Genomic DNA, 14,552 nt, shown 5'->3' on the forward strand with positions numbered 1-14,552 from the left:
ACGGCGGCTACGGCTACATGCGCGAGTACCCGATCGCGCGCGCCTTCGTCGACGCACGGGTCCAGCGCATCTACGGCGGAACCAACGAGATCATGAAGGAGATCATCGGAAGGACGATGGGTGTCTGACCCGACCTCCTCCTCGGCACCACCGTCGGCCTCGGCCGGTGGTGGCGCCTGGTCCACCCTCGCGGAACACCCGGACGCCGATCGGTTCCGCGCGGCCATCGCCAACGGCGGCTGGCAGGACGGCGACGTCCTGCCCCGCCACGGTGCCCGGTGCTTCGGCTGCGGGCCCGACAACTCGGCGGGGTTCGGGCTGTTCGCCGTCGCCGCCCCCGGCGGTGGCGTCCGCGTGGACTACAGCTTCGGTGACCGGTTCGTCGGCGCGCCGGGCCTGGTCCACGGTGGTGCGCTCGCCGCGATCCTCGACGACGTCTACGGCATGGTGATGGTGCGCGAGCTGATCCCCGGCGTGACCATCGACCTGTCGCTGAGCTACCGCAAGCCCATCCACCTCGGTGTGCCGTGCCAGCTGGTGGGCAAGCTGGTGGACCGCGACGAGCGCGACGTCCACCTCGAGGCGACGATCGAGCAGCACGATCGGGTCAAGGTGACCTCGAAGGCCACCTTCCGGATCCTCGACCCCGAGCGGATCGCCAACCGCTACGAACGCCTCGAGGCTGAGGCGACCGGGAGCTGAGGGAGCCAGCGGGTGACCAGAGCGGCGCCGCGCCGTGTCTCGTCCCCCGGCTGGTCGATCGGTCTCCCGCTGCGCGCTCCCGTAGCAGGCGTCACGCCGTCGCCGGACCGGTACGCGACCGTCGTCGTCCCGGCCGGTGGTGCGGTCCACTCCGTCGAGTCCGCTGATGAGCTCAGCCCGGCGTGAGGTCGTAGCGACCGGCGTCGTCCCTGGTGGCGCGGCCGAGGTTCTGCAGCGCCCGGAGCTGGTCGAGCACCTCACGCTCGCGAAGACCGGTCCGCGCGACGAGCGCGTGGACGGAGAGGCCAGGTTCCGCGGCGAGCGAGCGCGCGACGGCGCTCGCGGCGACGGCATCATCGGCCGTGAGTTCGTCGACGGGTGTGCCAGGACGTGGGAAGAACAGCAGCAGCACGAGGAACGACACGACCGGGGTGAACAGTCCGGTCACGAACCACGGTAGGGGTGGCTGACCACGGCGCTCAGCGGTCCCCGCGACCGCTGCGGCGTACAGCAGCGTCAGCACGACCGCGACGACCCACACGAGCCCGCCCTGACCTCGCTTCACGGCGGCCCCGTGCCGCACACCCACCACGTGAGCTTACGCGGTGGCGGCCCCGCCGTCGGGGTCGAGCAGGTCGGCCTGTGCCCGGACGGTGCGGTCGATCTCGCTGGCCAACGCCTGGGCGAGGAACGGACGGACCACCTCGATCGCGATCGGTCGCAGGCGCTGCAGCGACGACACCAGCTCGGAGCTGCTGACGGCGTCGTCGCGTCCCTCGATCATCGGGGCGAGCAGGTGGTCGGAGACGAGCTCGAGGAAGCGGCGCGCGATGTCGGACACGTCCGCGCGGATCGCGGCGACGAGATCGAAGACCACCTCCATCGACACGCCGAGCCGGACGAGCTCGGTGCCGGCTTCGATGATCATCGGGGACGGCGCCACGAGGTCGCCCCGGTCGTCGACCTCGACCAGGCCGAGCTCGAGCGCTCGTCCCATCAGCTCGGGGCGGTGCTCGATGGCGGGGAAGCGGGTCGTGAGCTCGGCCACCGTGAAGGTGACCGGCTGCTCGTCGGTCAGCGGGGCCGACAGCAGGTGCTGGAAGCCGAGGAGCTCGCCGAGGTCGCCGCCGGTCGACCAGATGTCGAGCGTCTGACGGATGGCCTCGAGGCTGAAGCCGCGCTGCTGGAGCTCGTCGATGAGTCGCAGCCGGTGGAGGTGCTCCTCGCCGTAGAACCCGGTGCGCCCCTCGAGCTCCGGGGCGGGCAGCAACCCGCGCTGCTGGTACGCGCGGACGTTCCGGGACGTGGTCCCGGCCGTGGTCGCCAGCTCATCGATGCGCAGTCTCATGGCCGGGGAGCGTAACCGCCGACGTGACGTGCCACCGAGCGGTGTGCCACCCGGTCGCGTCGGACGTCGCGGTGGGGGGCCGACCGGGCGCGGGCGATCCGCACGAGTGCTGTACCGTGACAGCGTTCGGTGTCGGATGGCGCGCCCACGGGCGCAGACGGAGACGCGGCGTGGCGAGCGGACGACGGTTGGTGGGCCTCGCGGTCGGGGCGGTCACGACCGGGGTCGCGTGGGAGGCGGTCCGCCGCCGTGACCTCGCCGCCCTGGATGCCGACCCGCACCGCGGCGTGCTGACGGCGATCCCGCCGGGCCGTCCGACCTGCCTGCCGACCGCCGACGGCACCACCCTGCACGTCCGGGTGCACACCCCGGCGCAGCCGCGTGCCTGCGTCGTCTTCGCGCACGGTTGGGCCATGGGCATCCGGTTCTGGGGCCACCAGATGCAGGCGCTCGCCGCCGATCACCAGATCGTCGCCTACGACCAGCGCGGTCACGGGGGGAGCGGACACGTCGGCGACGACGGGTTCACGATCGACGCGCTCGGCCGGGACCTCGCCGACGTCGTCGAGGCGTTCGCCCGCCCCGACCTGCCGGTGATCGTGGTCGGTCACAGCCTCGGCGGGATGTCGATCCTCGCCTCGGCTCGCGACGGTCGCCTGGTCGATCGCGCCAGCGGCGCCGTGCTGGTCGACACCGGTGCCGGTGAGCTGACGTCGGGGATGTTCAAGGGCCTCGGGGTCCTCGAGGGGGTGCTCGGTGGCCTCGGCGCACGGGTGCTCCGCGCCCGGCTCCCCATCCCGCACCGCACGACCCCGATCTCGTCCCGGGTGGTCAAGGCCATCTCGCTCAGCCCGACCGCCTCGCCCTCGTCAGTGGCGCTCACCGAGCAGCTGTTCCTCGATGCCCCCGTCGACGTACGCGCGAGCCTCGGCATCACCCTGACCGACCTCGACCTGTCCGATGCCCTGCCGCTGTGGAAGGTGCCGTCGACGGTCGTCGTCGGACGTCAGGACCGCATGACGCCGCACCACCACAGCGAGCGGCTGGTCCGTGAGCTGCCGGATGCCGAGCTCGTCGTCATCGAGCGTGCTGGCCACCAGTCCCCGCTCGAGCGGCCGGACGAGGTCACGGCCGCGATCCGCCACCGCATCGACCGCGCGGTCGCGACCGCCTGATCTGGCTCCTCGCCGCCGCGGTCCTCGGGGGCCCGGCCGTCCGTGCGGTTGTGCGCTGGCGGAAGATATGTCATCATCTCGTGACGCATACAACGGTGCCACCCTGCGGTGCCGTCCGCACGAGGAGAGGCAGCACAGGTGGGTCTGGTCGAGAGCTTCGCGCAGTTCGGGACCGACTGGTGGTACGTCGTCGCCCCCATCGCCTTCGCCGGGCTGGTCGCGGCCGCCCTGGTCCGTGCGTCCGCGCTCCCCGCTGGCGAGAGCGGCGTGCTGCTGCGCTTCGCCAACGGCGCCGGGCGGGTCACGGGTTGGCCGGACTGGGCCGCGGCGACCTTCCTGGTCGCGTTCGGGGCGATGCTCATCGCGTTCTCGGGGTTCTTCTGGGACGTGGCGTGGCACGTGTCGATCGGTCGTGACGAGTTCCTCCTGAGCCCACCACACGTCCACCTGCTGCTCGCGACCACGGGTCTGGGCATCGCCGGCGCGCTCGGTGTCCACGTCGCCACCCGGACCGACGCCCCGGTCGGGTGGCAGGTGCGTCGCTGGCGGGTGCCGTTCGGTTGCGCCGGCCTCCTGGCGATGGGCGTGCTGGCCATCTCGGGCTACTGGGTCGACGAGTTCTGGCACGCCATCTACGGCCTCGACGTGACGATGTGGTCGCCGCCGCACATGCTGATGATCGGGTCGGTGATGTTCGCGCCGATCGCCACCTGGCTGGTGCTGGCCGAGGCGGGCCGTCGTCCCGTCTCCGGCGGCACGGCGGTGCCGCTGCCCGCGACCACCTCCGCGGCGGGCACGCCGAGTTGGCGGGTGCTCCAGCACCGGGTGATGGCCGGGTTGTCCGCCGGCGCCGTCCTGGTCGGGCTGTCGGCGGTCCAGTTCGAGTACGACCTCGCCGTCTCGGTCTGGCCGCAGGCCGCCCAGGTGGTCCTCATCGCGCTGGCTGCCAGCGTCGGGCTCCTCCTGACGCGTGTGGTTCTCGGTCGCGGCGGCGCGCTGGCGGCGGTCGGTGTCTTCGTCGTGCTCCGCGTCGTCATGGCCGTCGTGACCGCCGGGGTGTGGAGCCTCGAGGTGGCCCGGTTCCCGCTCTACCTCGCCGGCGCCATCGCGGTCGAGATCGCCTTCCTGGTGACCCGCGGGCGGTCGTGGACCACCCGCGCCTACGTCGCAGGTGGCGCCGTCGGGACCGCCGGACTGGCCGGCGAGTGGCTGTGGATGCAGCTCTGGGGCTACCACCCGTGGGGCGCGGGGCTGTGGCCGGAGGCGCTGCTCGGCACGGTGGCCGCCGTCGCCATCGCGCCGATCGGTGTCGCCATCGGACGGGTGCTCGCGCACCGCTCCGTGGCGATCAACGGTCGCGTCGCGGGGGCCGGCGCTCTGGTCGCGCTGCTCGCGATCGCGCCGACGCTCGTCCGCGACACGGCCGACGTGTCCGCTCGTGTCACCTCGTCGGTCGTGTCCACCGACGCCGCTGGCCGGTCGCTGGTCGACGTGACCGTCGAGGTCACGCCGGTCGACGCCGCCGTCGACGCCGACCGCTTCGAGGTCTTCCAGTGGCAGGGCGGCGAACGGACCATCCGTCCGCTCGTGCCGACCGGCGAACCCGGTGCGTACCGGATCGAGGAACCCGCCCCCGTCGGCGGTGAGCGCAAGACGATGGTGCTGCTCGCCAGCGGCTCCCAGCTCGGTGCGGTGCCGATCTACCTGCCCGCCGACCCCGAGATCGGCGCCAGCGAGATCGCCTTCGAGCCCGTCCGCGAGGCCGATATGGTCCCGCAGACCGACCTGTTCCTGCGCGAGGCCCTCGAGGGTGCCCCGACGTGGCCCGGGTACATCGCCGGCGTCGTGATCGCGGTCGCCATCGGCGGGACGATCGCCGCGCTGGCCGCCGGTGTCGTGGGGCTCGACCGCCGGCGGGCGGGGTCGACGCCGCCACCGGGGCGGCGCGATGCCGTCGACGCCGGGACCGAAGCGCGCGAGTCCGAACTCGTCTGAACCGGCCCGTCAGCGCATCACCCGCCACGTCACAGCAGGGTGCGCACCGCCTTGCGGTCGATCTTCATCATCGGGGTGAGGGGGAGGGTGTCGATCACCCGCACGTCGCGTGGGTAGGCCTTCGGGCCGAGCCGGTCACGGGCCCAGGCTCGCCGACGACGGCAGCCGCGGCGACCGCGTCGTGCTCGACGAGCGCCTCCTCGACGTCCCGCGGGTAGATGTTGAAGCCGTTGCGGATGACGAGGTCCTTCATCCGGTCGAGGATGGTGAGGAAGCCCTCGTCGTCGAGCGCTCCGATGTCGCCGGTCCGGACCCACCCGTCGGAGGTGAAGGTGTCGGAGCCGTCGGTCTCCCCGCGGTAGCCCCGGGCGTTGGCTGCCGACCGGACCCAGACCTCACCGGGATCGCCCGTCGCGGCTGGCTCGCCGGCGGCGCCCACGATGCGCAGCTCGGTGCCGGGCAGCGGCTGGCCGACGGTGCCGACCTTCCGGTGTGTCCGCCGGTTGACGGTGGCGGCTGCGGCGGTCTCGGTCAGCCCGTAGCCCTCGCAGATGGTCACCGACGGCACGCGCTGCTCGAAGGCGTGCAGGACGGCCGGCGGCAGCGGAGCCGAACCGCAGACGATGCGCTCCAACGAGGAGAGGTCGTAGCTCTCGAGCGGCAGGGTGAGCAACACCCGCAACATCGTGGGGACCACCGTCGCCTGCTGGAGGTGGTGCTCGGCGACCAGCTCGCAGAACCCCTCCGGGTCGAACCACCGCTGTAGGACGGCCACGCCAGGTTCCGGGTCGTGGGTGCTGGTCACGCTGACGAGCAGCCCGAAGGAGTGGGCGAGCGGCAGCGGCATCAGGGTGCGGCCGAGGCGGTCGTCGGCGGTCGACTCGTAGCCGGCTCGGCCGGCGTACCAGAGGTTGGTGTGGGTGAGCTCGACCCCCTTGGCTCGCCCGGTGGTCCCCCCGGTGTAGAGCAGCGCAGCGAGGTCGTCGTCACGCCGGTCCACGATCGGCACGGGCGCCGCCGCGGCGAGGTCGGCGAGCGGTGTGGTCCCGGCCGCGTCACCGTCGAGCACGATCGTGACGTCGAGCCCGTCCGCGGCGCCGCGAACGTTGTCCAGGAACTCCGGCGTCGTGATCACGCACCGGGCCGCGCTGTCGATGAGGATGGTGCGCAGCTCGGCGGGCGGGACCAGGAACAGCACCGGCGTCGCCACGAGTCCGGCCCGCCAGCAGGCCTGGTAGAGGACGCCGACGTCCGGGGTGGTCGCCATGACCACGACGACGCGGTCACCGGGCCGCAGCCCGATCGCCGAGAGCCCCCCGGCGATGCGGGTGACGCGGTCGTGCAGCTCCCCGCTGGTCCACCACCGGCCCTCGAACAGCAGCGAGCGGTGGTCGGCGTCGCGCCGTTCGGCGGCGCGCTCCGCAAGCACGCCGAGGTGGAACGCTCCGGTCACCGTCTCGTCGCCCCGTCTCGTCGCGCCGCTGCCCGTGGCGCCTCCACGGCCCGACCGACCCTGGGCGACCGGCCAGGACGCAACGCTACCGTCGACGGATCCGTCCGGAGGCAGCCGTGCAGAGCGTGGCCATCATCGAGGTGGTGATCGCTGCGGTCGCCGTCGGCCTCCTCGTCGCGGTGCTGTCGCTGTTCGCTCGGGCGCTGGCGCGTCGCGGTCGACCCCTGGTCGCCCCCGCGCTCCTCGACGGAGCACTCGCCGCCTCGCTCGTGGCGGTCGTCCTGGCGACGCTGACCCCGCTCAGCCAGCTGGGCACCGAGCTCGGCGGTTCGGCCGAGGTCAACCTCCGGCCGCTGGAGCTCATGGACGGGGCTCCGGGGGTGTTCGCCGTGGTCAACCTGGTGCTGCTCGTCCCGACGATCGTGCTGCTGGCGCAGCGCTGGCGCCGGGCAGGGATCGTGCGGCTGGCCGTCGCCGGGGTGGCGATGTCGCTGACGATCGAGCTCGTCCAGCTGACCCACCCGGGGCGCGGGACCAACGTCGACGACGTGCTCCTGAACAGCGCGGGTGTCCTCGTGGCGGCCGTCGTCGGCGTCACGATCCGGCGCTTGCGGCTGCCGTCTCGACCGCCGAGGGCGCAGCCGCGGCAGCCCAGCCGCAGCGAACCGTGGGTCGGCAGCGGCAGGCCCTAGCCAGGCGTCGCTTCGGCCAGCTCCGCGAGCCGGTCGAGGGATCGGGACAGCTCACCCCGCAGGACCCGCACGGCGAGCCGGGCCCGCACCGGGACCCGTCGCCCGAGGTCGGCTTCCACCCGGGCGCGCAGGCGGGTGAGCCCCACCTCCACCGGGTCGAGCGCGTAGATCACGTCCACGGCGACCGGTTCGTGCAGGCGCCACGCGTAACGGCAGGTCGGCTCCCACGCGGCGACCTCGAGCTGAAGGTCGAGGTTGACGCCGAGCGCGCCACCCCTCGCGTGGAGGGGGGTGCCCTCGCCGAGCTCCCCAGCAGCGCGGACCGAGGTGGCGATGGTCAGCCACGTGGGGATGTGGTCGGGGTCGGTCAGCAGCTGCCAGCAGAGCTCGCCACTGGCACCGATGGTGCGCGTCTCCTCGAAGCGTGGCACGCGAGCTCCTCCGGCCGGCCCCCGGCGTCCGACGCGAGGCGTGAGCCTAACGGCGTCGTCCGTTGCGACGAGCTCCCCCGGCCGGCCAGGAGGATCAGGTCGGGAAGGCGTAGCGGGCCGCGAACGCGGCCAGCTCGGCGCGCGAGCCCTGCCCGAGCTTGGCGCGCATGTTCGCGAAGTGGTTCCGGACGGTGCTCGGGCTGATGAACAGGGCCGCTGCGATACGGGTGTCCGGGAAGCCGCGGGCCAACAGCAGGAGGATCTCCTGCTCCCTCGGGGAGAGACCGTGGTGGGGGACCGCGAGCACCGTGGCGACGCGTTCGATCAGCTGGTCGTGGCTCTCCCCGGCGCCGTCGATGATCGCGCGGACGGCGGCGAGCACCTCGTCGTGGGTGGCCTGGTCCCGGCCGATGCCGGCGAGCGCCAACGTCTGCGCCACCGTGGCACGGAGGTCAGCAGCGACCTGCTCGCGCGCGGCCGCTGCGGTCTGCCACCTGCGCTCCTGGACCTGGATCTCCCTGCCGAGGGCGGCCACGAGGAGCGCGACGACGACCCAGAGCGCGATGAGCTCCACGCGGGGGGCGCCGAGGTCGAGCACCTCGGTCCGTACGTAGGCGCGCACCGCGACGGCGACACCGAAACCGGCGGTCATGACCCCGACCGCTCGCCAACTCCACCGCAGCGCGATCCCGAGGACGAGCGCGGTGAGTAGGGCTACGGGGGTCGCCGACGGGTGCCGGAGGAACAGCAGGTAGTAGGCACCGGCTGCCACCGCATCGATGGCCGTCGTCCGCAGTGCGAGCGCCCGTGCTGCTCCGACGGTCCGCACCCTCGGCGCCTCCCGGTGGGCGAGGAGGTTGCCGCCGAGCAGCAGCAGGACGAGGGCGACCGCGGCGAGGTGGTCGGTCGGCGCGAACAGGGCAGCGGAGGCGACCACGAAGCCCGTCATCAGGTAACGCACCCGCATCAGCAGACGCTCGATGCGGCGGGCGCTCAGGATCGTCGGGGCGAGGCCGGGCTCTGCGCGCACGGGGGGCGTCGGGCCTTCCACGCGCACCTCGTCGTCCGTCTGCACCGGAACGTGAAGGTAGCGAGCGGGCCTGGCGTCCAGAGAGAACGGACGGCGCACCCGGAGGTGTCCATGGAGACCGGACAGGTCGCCAGGAACCCTGCATGCTCGCCCTGTCCTCCTGTCCTCTCCTCTCCGTGGAGCTTCCACCGTGTCCCGATCCGAGACCGCCACGTCCGTGGCCCGCTACCGCAACCTCGCGATCGGCCTCGTCGTGGTCGCGTTCGTCGCAGCCGCGTGGCCGGGTGACCGATCCGAGACGGCGGCGGACGCGGTCGAACTCGACCCGGTCGAGGATTCCGGCTTCTTCCCCGGCCCGATCCGGGAGCTGGCGCCCGACTACGTGGCCCGCACGAACACCGTGCAGTCCGTCGGGGCCCCGCTCCCGCCCGACGGCGAGACCTGGAGCGGCCGCGGCTGGCTCTTCGTCGCCGCCGAGGTCGGTCGCGGCATCGCCGTCCACGACCTCGAGACCCTCGCCCCGGTGGCCTTCATCTACAGCGAGGGTTCGGCGGTCCCGCACCACCCCTACCTCAGCCCCGACCAGCGGTGGGTCATCGCCAACGCCCGGTTCGGCAACGAGGTCATCGTCATCGACACCCACGACGACTTCGCGACCGACTTCCTCGCCTTCCCCGAAGCGGCCGACGGTGCCGACGTCGCGGGGCCGCTGCACGGCACCTACACCAACGACGGTCGGTACTTCGTCGTCGCGCTCCAGCGCAGCGACCGCATCGGCGTGATCGACGTGGAGGCGGAAGGGGGGCCCGCCATCGCCGAGGTCATCGACGTCGGCGACCGCCCCCGCGACGTCTACATCACCCCCGACGACGAGAAGGCCTTCTTCAGCATGCAGGGGGCGAACACGGTCGGCGTGCTCGACATCGGCACGTGGGAGCTGCGCGAGATCGAGCGGAGCGAGGAGGACTACTCGAGCGCGGGTGGCGGCGGCGCCGGGATGTCGGTGGATGGGGAGCTGCTGGCCATCTCCAACACCCCCGAGGAGGAGGTCATCATCATCGACACGGCGACGGAGGAGGTCGTGCGCCGTGTGGCCGACATCCCGAACCCCGTGAACGCGGAGTTCCTCGGTGACACCCACATCGTGGGGACGGGGAACCGCTCCGACGGGTCGGTGAGCTTCATCGACGCCGACGCGGGCGAGCTGCTCGCAACGGTGGCGACCGGTGGCGGCGCGAACATCCCCTACCTCGGCCCCGACGGCAACTACTGGGTCAGCCACAACGGCGCCCAGCACGTGAGCGTGCTCGACCCCGAGACCTTCGAGGTGATCGAGGAGATCAGCACCGGCGTCAACCCGCACTGGATCCACTTCCTACCCTCGGGGAGCCGCGCGCTGGCGACCAACTGGGGTGAGAGCAGCGTCTCGGTCATCGACGTCGCACGGTACGACACGCTCGGGACGTTCACGACGGGCATGAACCCGAACGGCATGGTGGTCAAGACCGACGTGACCGAGGAACAGGCCGAGGCTGCGCTCGAGCGGTACGACACGGCGGGTGTCGACGTGCTCCTGTCCTCCGAGATGGTGCTGCCGCCGCCCGCGGACGAGCAGGAGGCGGTCTTCCTCAACAGCTGCGTCCAGTGCCACGACGTGGGACGCATCGTGCGCAACAACTCCTCCACCGAGGAGGACTGGACGGCCATCGTCGAGCGGATGATCGGGAACGGGGCGCAGATCTCCGACGGTGACGCCACCGTGATCATCGACTACCTGACCGAGGGTCGCCACCAGGCGCTCGACTTCGGGACCAGGTACGAGGAAGCCCGCGAGGCACGTTGACCCCTACAGTCCGGTCGAGCCCCCACCGAGGAGCCAGCTCATGAGCGGGTACACCATGACCGTGACCATCGACGCGGAGCCGGTCGAGGCGGAAGCCCTCGTCCGGGACGCGCTGCAGGCGCAAGGTTTCGGGATCCTGTCCGAGATCGACGTCGAAGGAGCGCTGCGCGACAAGCTCGGCGAGGAGGTCGGCGCCTACAAGATCCTCGGGGCGTGCAACCCGCCGCTGGCCAAGCAGGCCATCGATATCGACCCGGACGTCGGCGCCCTGCTGCCCTGCAACGTCCTGCTGCGCGCGAACCCAGCGGGCGGCACCGACGTGGTGGCCGCCGATCCGCACGCGATGATGGCGCTCGGGCCGGCAGCGCTCGAGGACGTCGCGACCGATGCCCGGACACGGCTGGACGCCGCCCTGACCGCACTGGCCGAGGGCGGTGCAGCGTGACACCCTCCGAGGCCAACGCCGTGGCCGACGAGGTGCAGCTGCTGGACGTGCGCGAGCCGCCGGAGTGGGACGCGGGGCACATCGAGGGTGCCGTCCACGTGCCGATGGGCGAGCTGTCGTCCCGGCAGGGTGAGCTCGCCCAGGACCGCACGATCGTGGCGGTGTGCCGGTCCGGCAACCGCTCCGGTCAGGTCAGCAACGCGCTGCGACGGGCCGGCTACGAGGTCGAGAACCTCGAGGGCGGGATGCAGGCCTGGCAGCGCGACGGCCTGCCGTTCGTCGCCGAGGACGGTCAGGACCCCCGGGTCATCTGATCCGGAGCTGCGTCGAACGGGGGGCACCGATGACGGCTCAGGACGATGTCGGCGAGGTCAGCGAGGTCGAAGCAACGGTCACGCCCCAGGCGCGGGCGCACCTCCTCGCGGCCTATGACCTCGCCCTGCTGGCGAACGCGCCGAACTACGACCTGAGGGAGCCCGACGAGCGCGCCCGATCGGTCCGCGATCTCGAGCGGCTGTTCTTCCGTGCCGTCCGGCTCCTGCAGCCGGAGGTCTTCATCGAAGCCGGCGCGAAGGACGCGACCGCGTCCCGGCGCGCCCGTCGCTACCTGCCCGACGCGCGGATCGTCGCCTTCGAGGCGAACCCGTACGTGCACGACCGGTTCCGCGAGCGCAACGAGGAGCCGAAGCACCGGATGGAGTACCGCCACCTGGCGCTGAGCGACACGGTGGGGGAGGTGACGTTCAACGTCATGCGTGGTGCGGATGGTCGACCTCTGGCGAACGGCAAGGGGTCGCTCAAGGACCTCGTGCAGCACGAGTACGGGACGCAGCAGGTGACCGTCCCGTCCACGACGCTCGACCGGTTCTTCGCGGAGCACCGTGGGTCGCCGACGGTGATGTGGGTCGACGTCGAGGGCGCCACCGAGCAGGTGCTCGGCGGGGGGAAGGAGCTCCTCGCCGATGTGCAGTTGATCTTCATCGAGGTCGAGGATCGCGACCGGTGGGTCTGGGGCCCCGCCTGGACCATGAACGACGTGTCGGCGTTCCTACTCGGCCACGGCCTGATCCCGGTCGGTCGGGACTACCAGAGCCGGTTCCAGTACAACGTGCTCTTCGCTCGACCGGAGGTGCTGCTCGACCACCGGTTCCGGCCGGCGCTCACGCTGCACCGCAGCGGCGCGTACCGCACCGAACCCCCGCCTCCGCCTCCGCCTCCGCCACCCCCGGAGACCACCCTCCGGCGGTTGCGCCGCGTCGCCGGCCGCGTCAAGCGACGTCTCCGCGCTGCTACGAGACGCGCGCCCGCTACCAGGTGACCGGCGGATGGACCGGACGGAGCGGAGCGGACACGGCCGAACACAACTCGCACAAGGGTCCGCAAGGGCGGTAGCCAAAGGTCCTGCCTGGATCCGCGTGGGTCACTGAGGAGCGGGGCGCTCTGCAAGCTCTCACGCAGTCAGCCGACGTCGAACCGATGCTGAGGTTCCGGTGGCGGATCGGCCGGCAGCGGGGCGATCGCACGTGGAGGTCGAGTTCGTCTGGCGACGGCACGGCGCGCTGGAGCTCGAGCCTGGGGGCCGTTTGTGCTTCCCCAGGGAGACTCCCAAGTTCGCCTGCAGCGCGTCGCCGCTGATCCGCTGTCGGGAGGAGGCTACGAACGGGCGCGGAACCGTTCGAGACCAGCGAGGCAGCGCCGTGACCACGCGCCGACCGCGGCGGCCATGCGCGGCGGAAGGTCGGTGTCGATCCGCGCGTCGGACGCTGCTGCGGTGCACGCATCCGCCATGGCATCCGGGATCTGCTCGGCGAGCGTGCGAGCCCGGTTCAGTAGACGGTCGGGGTCCAACGAGAGGTCCGACGCCAGCTTGTGCCAGTGACGGGCGTGGACAGCCTTGAACCGGTACTCGCCGCCTACCTTCATCGCCAGGCGCAGTTGAAGCGGGTCGTGCTCGTAGGGCAGCATGGACGCGATGTCGTACAGCGGCGCGAGGCGTATCTGGGGTCCGGACAGCAGGATCCCGTAGTTCTTCGCATGCGCGTCCGTTCCGCCGACGAGCCAGTTGAACAGGAGCGCGTCGAGGAACCTGTCGGTCGCGGCGGAGGCGTCGGCTGGCGGTAGCAGCCTGCGGATGAGGTCGACGATCTGGGTAGCGCCGGGTCCGCCGTCCTGCTGGTACTTCGCGTCAGGATGGACGCTGAGGGCCTGGCACATGTCCTCCTGGTGGACCCGCACGAAACGACCGTCGCGCATGGTGCGGTCGAAGCGGCGGACGGCTACGGCGACCTTCTCTTCGAAGTGCTCGATCGTGGTGACCGCAGCCCGCAGCCCCAAGCGTCGCGCGGTCGCGAGGCACACGTGCTCGTTCAGGGCGTGGCCCTCGAGATCGCTGATGCCGGGCTTGAGGATGTGGGTGGTCGGTTCGCTGCCGTGCGGCGCGCCCCACCTGCTTGTCGCAGGGTCGAAGCGCAACGCGGTCTTCGACTGGGCGCCAGCGAGGCTGAAGTGTCCGGCCTTGATGCGTTCTCCGAGCCAGTCGGCCGAGTCGACCTCGAGAGCGCGGAGCTTGGCGGCGATGTCGGCCTCGGTGAGCCAGTCGACGGTGCCGTCCCGGTCGGTGATCTCGTGGACGCGGTCTGCGGTGGCGAACTGGACGGCCCCGGCGCAATCGGCACCGACAGGGGAGGACAGCATCGAGACGGGGCTGGCGGCTGACACCTGGTAGGTCCGTGCCCACCGGCGCAGGACGCGGTCGTTGTCCGGCAGCAGGCCCCACAGGAACGCCGACACTGGTTCGTGGGTGTGGTCTCGTAGCTGGGTCGGCAAGCTGACCGACAGGGGCGTGGCGTCGGCGCTGCGGTGGCTGTCGTCGTAGCGCAGCCTCATCCTCCCGGCAGCTTCGGTGATCGTTGCCGCAGGGCGACCTTCGATGAGCGCGACGAGTTCACGATCGGTCACGGCTCGGGGTCCTTGTCGAGCTCGTCGAGGATCTCGTCGAGGTCGAGATGCTCCTTCGACGACAGGCCGGCCGTCTGTGGGTCCCCCTCGGACAGTGGCGCGACGGTGAGTTCCATCTGCAAGGCGTCGAGGACACGGAGCAGGACCCCGAGCTCGGCGGTGGGCTTGCCCTGCTCGAACTCCGACAGCCACTTGCGGCTCACGCCCGACTTCTCGGCCAGGTCGGCTTGCGACATGCTGAGCTCGCGACGACGTCCACGTACGGCGAGCCCGATGTCCCGGGCGACAGTGACGCGCATCGCTGGCTCCTCGCGGGGGGTGGTGAGCGTACGGTTACACGCCCAAAGTGTGAGCGTACGGTTACAACCTACAGATGTGAGCGTACGGTTACAACAAGGCGGTGACCGGCTCGTGCTGCGGCGCAACGGAGATGAGGCGACCATCACGTCGGCGATCCTCTTCGCGCAGACCTTCAACGGG

General features: G+C 71.7%; 16 protein-coding genes. 9 read left to right on the forward strand and 7 right to left on the reverse strand.

Annotation, left to right across the window (positions count from 1 at the left end):
- Both WEB03_RS10600 and WEB03_RS10605 read left to right on the forward strand, forming a co-directional pair.
- A partial coding sequence (locus tag WEB03_RS10600) for an acyl-CoA dehydrogenase family protein (protein WP_368070935.1) occupies positions 1-128 on the forward strand: 128 nt, incomplete at its 5' end.
- Positions 121-702 (forward strand): PaaI family thioesterase, encoded by a 582-nt coding sequence (locus WEB03_RS10605; RefSeq protein ID WP_368070920.1) that lies wholly within the window; start codon positions 121-123, stop codon positions 700-702. The genes WEB03_RS10600 and WEB03_RS10605, both read left to right, overlap by 8 nt.
- A gap of 172 nt (positions 703-874) precedes the next feature.
- On the opposite strand, the gene WEB03_RS10610 is transcribed toward WEB03_RS10605, so the two are convergent.
- Together WEB03_RS10610 and WEB03_RS10615 are read right to left on the reverse strand one after the other, a co-directional pair.
- On the reverse strand, positions 875-1,267 hold the full coding sequence (locus WEB03_RS10610) for a hypothetical protein (RefSeq protein WP_368070921.1): 393 nt from the start codon (positions 1,265-1,267) through the stop codon (positions 875-877).
- Positions 1,268-1,300: 33 nt separating this feature from the next.
- Positions 1,301-2,050: a MerR family transcriptional regulator gene (locus tag WEB03_RS10615; RefSeq protein ID WP_368070922.1), complete on the reverse strand. Its 750-nt coding sequence runs from the start codon at positions 2,048-2,050 to the stop codon at positions 1,301-1,303.
- A gap of 170 nt (positions 2,051-2,220) precedes the next feature.
- Here WEB03_RS10615 and WEB03_RS10620 point away from each other — a divergent pair, with 170 nt between their 5' ends.
- Entirely contained in the window at positions 2,221-3,225 is a 1,005-nt protein-coding gene (locus tag WEB03_RS10620; RefSeq protein WP_368070923.1) for an alpha/beta fold hydrolase, read from the forward strand.
- Positions 3,226-3,363: 138 nt separating this feature from the next.
- Positions 3,364-5,220, forward strand: coding sequence for a hypothetical protein (locus WEB03_RS10625; protein ID WP_368070924.1), 1,857 nt, complete (start codon positions 3,364-3,366; stop codon positions 5,218-5,220).
- Between the two features lie 94 nt (positions 5,221-5,314).
- Here the strand turns inward: WEB03_RS10625 and WEB03_RS10630 are convergent, their stop codons facing one another.
- A complete protein-coding gene (locus WEB03_RS10630; protein WP_368070925.1) occupies positions 5,315-6,673 on the reverse strand; it encodes a class I adenylate-forming enzyme family protein in 1,359 nt (452 codons plus the stop codon).
- Between the two features lie 116 nt (positions 6,674-6,789).
- On the opposite strand from WEB03_RS10630, the gene WEB03_RS10635 reads away from it, so the two are divergent.
- Entirely contained in the window at positions 6,790-7,365 is a 576-nt protein-coding gene (locus WEB03_RS10635) for a VanZ family protein (protein WP_368070926.1), read from the forward strand.
- Here WEB03_RS10635 and WEB03_RS10640 read toward each other — a convergent pair.
- Positions 7,362-7,796 (reverse strand): SRPBCC family protein, encoded by a 435-nt coding sequence (locus WEB03_RS10640; RefSeq protein WP_368070927.1) that lies wholly within the window; start codon positions 7,794-7,796, stop codon positions 7,362-7,364. The genes WEB03_RS10635 and WEB03_RS10640 overlap by 4 nt on opposite strands.
- 94 nt (positions 7,797-7,890) lie before the next feature.
- Positions 7,891-8,826, reverse strand: coding sequence for a response regulator transcription factor (locus tag WEB03_RS10645; protein WP_368070928.1), 936 nt, complete (start codon positions 8,824-8,826; stop codon positions 7,891-7,893).
- Between the two features lie 190 nt (positions 8,827-9,016).
- Between WEB03_RS10645 and WEB03_RS10650 the strand changes: the two genes are divergently transcribed.
- Genes WEB03_RS10650 through WEB03_RS10665 form a run of 4 tightly spaced genes read left to right on the forward strand, consistent with a single transcriptional unit; the run spans position 9,017 to position 12,432 of the window.
- Complete coding sequence (locus WEB03_RS10650) at positions 9,017-10,669, forward strand: hypothetical protein (RefSeq protein WP_368070929.1); 1,653 nt, start codon at positions 9,017-9,019, stop codon at positions 10,667-10,669.
- A 40-nt stretch (positions 10,670-10,709) separates the two neighbouring features.
- A complete protein-coding gene (locus tag WEB03_RS10655) occupies positions 10,710-11,114 on the forward strand; it encodes a DUF302 domain-containing protein (RefSeq protein ID WP_368070930.1) in 405 nt (134 codons plus the stop codon).
- Positions 11,111-11,428 carry a rhodanese-like domain-containing protein gene (locus WEB03_RS10660; protein WP_368070931.1) on the forward strand — a complete coding sequence of 106 codons (318 nt, stop codon included), beginning with the start codon at positions 11,111-11,113 and terminating at the stop codon, positions 11,426-11,428. The genes WEB03_RS10655 and WEB03_RS10660 overlap by 4 nt, the downstream gene beginning before the upstream one ends.
- A gap of 29 nt (positions 11,429-11,457) precedes the next feature.
- A complete protein-coding gene (locus WEB03_RS10665; RefSeq protein WP_368070932.1) occupies positions 11,458-12,432 on the forward strand; it encodes an FkbM family methyltransferase in 975 nt (324 codons plus the stop codon).
- A gap of 335 nt (positions 12,433-12,767) precedes the next feature.
- Here the strand turns inward: WEB03_RS10665 and WEB03_RS10670 are convergent, their stop codons facing one another.
- A complete protein-coding gene (locus WEB03_RS10670; protein WP_368070933.1) occupies positions 12,768-14,072 on the reverse strand; it encodes a type II toxin-antitoxin system HipA family toxin in 1,305 nt (434 codons plus the stop codon).
- On the reverse strand, positions 14,069-14,371 hold the full coding sequence (locus WEB03_RS10675; protein WP_368070934.1) for a helix-turn-helix transcriptional regulator: 303 nt from the start codon (positions 14,369-14,371) through the stop codon (positions 14,069-14,071). The genes WEB03_RS10670 and WEB03_RS10675 overlap by 4 nt, the downstream gene beginning before the upstream one ends.
- Positions 14,372-14,552: the final 181 nt, after the last annotated feature.

Source organism: Nitriliruptor sp., from assembly GCF_040882075.1.
In the GTDB taxonomy this organism is placed as follows: Bacteria; Actinomycetota; Nitriliruptoria; order Nitriliruptorales; family Nitriliruptoraceae; genus Nitriliruptor.

Coding starts and splice junctions, on each gene's coding strand:
- WEB03_RS10675 (WP_368070934.1), bottom strand. CDS start 14,371: ATGCGCGTCACTGTCGCCCGGGACATCGGGCTCGCCGTACGTGGACGT.
- WEB03_RS10615 (WP_368070922.1), bottom strand. CDS start 2,050: ATGAGACTGCGCATCGATGAGCTGGCGACCACGGCCGGGACCACGTCC.
- WEB03_RS10655 (WP_368070930.1), top strand. CDS start 10,710: ATGAGCGGGTACACCATGACCGTGACCATCGACGCGGAGCCGGTCGAG.
- WEB03_RS10665 (WP_368070932.1), top strand. CDS start 11,458: ATGACGGCTCAGGACGATGTCGGCGAGGTCAGCGAGGTCGAAGCAACG.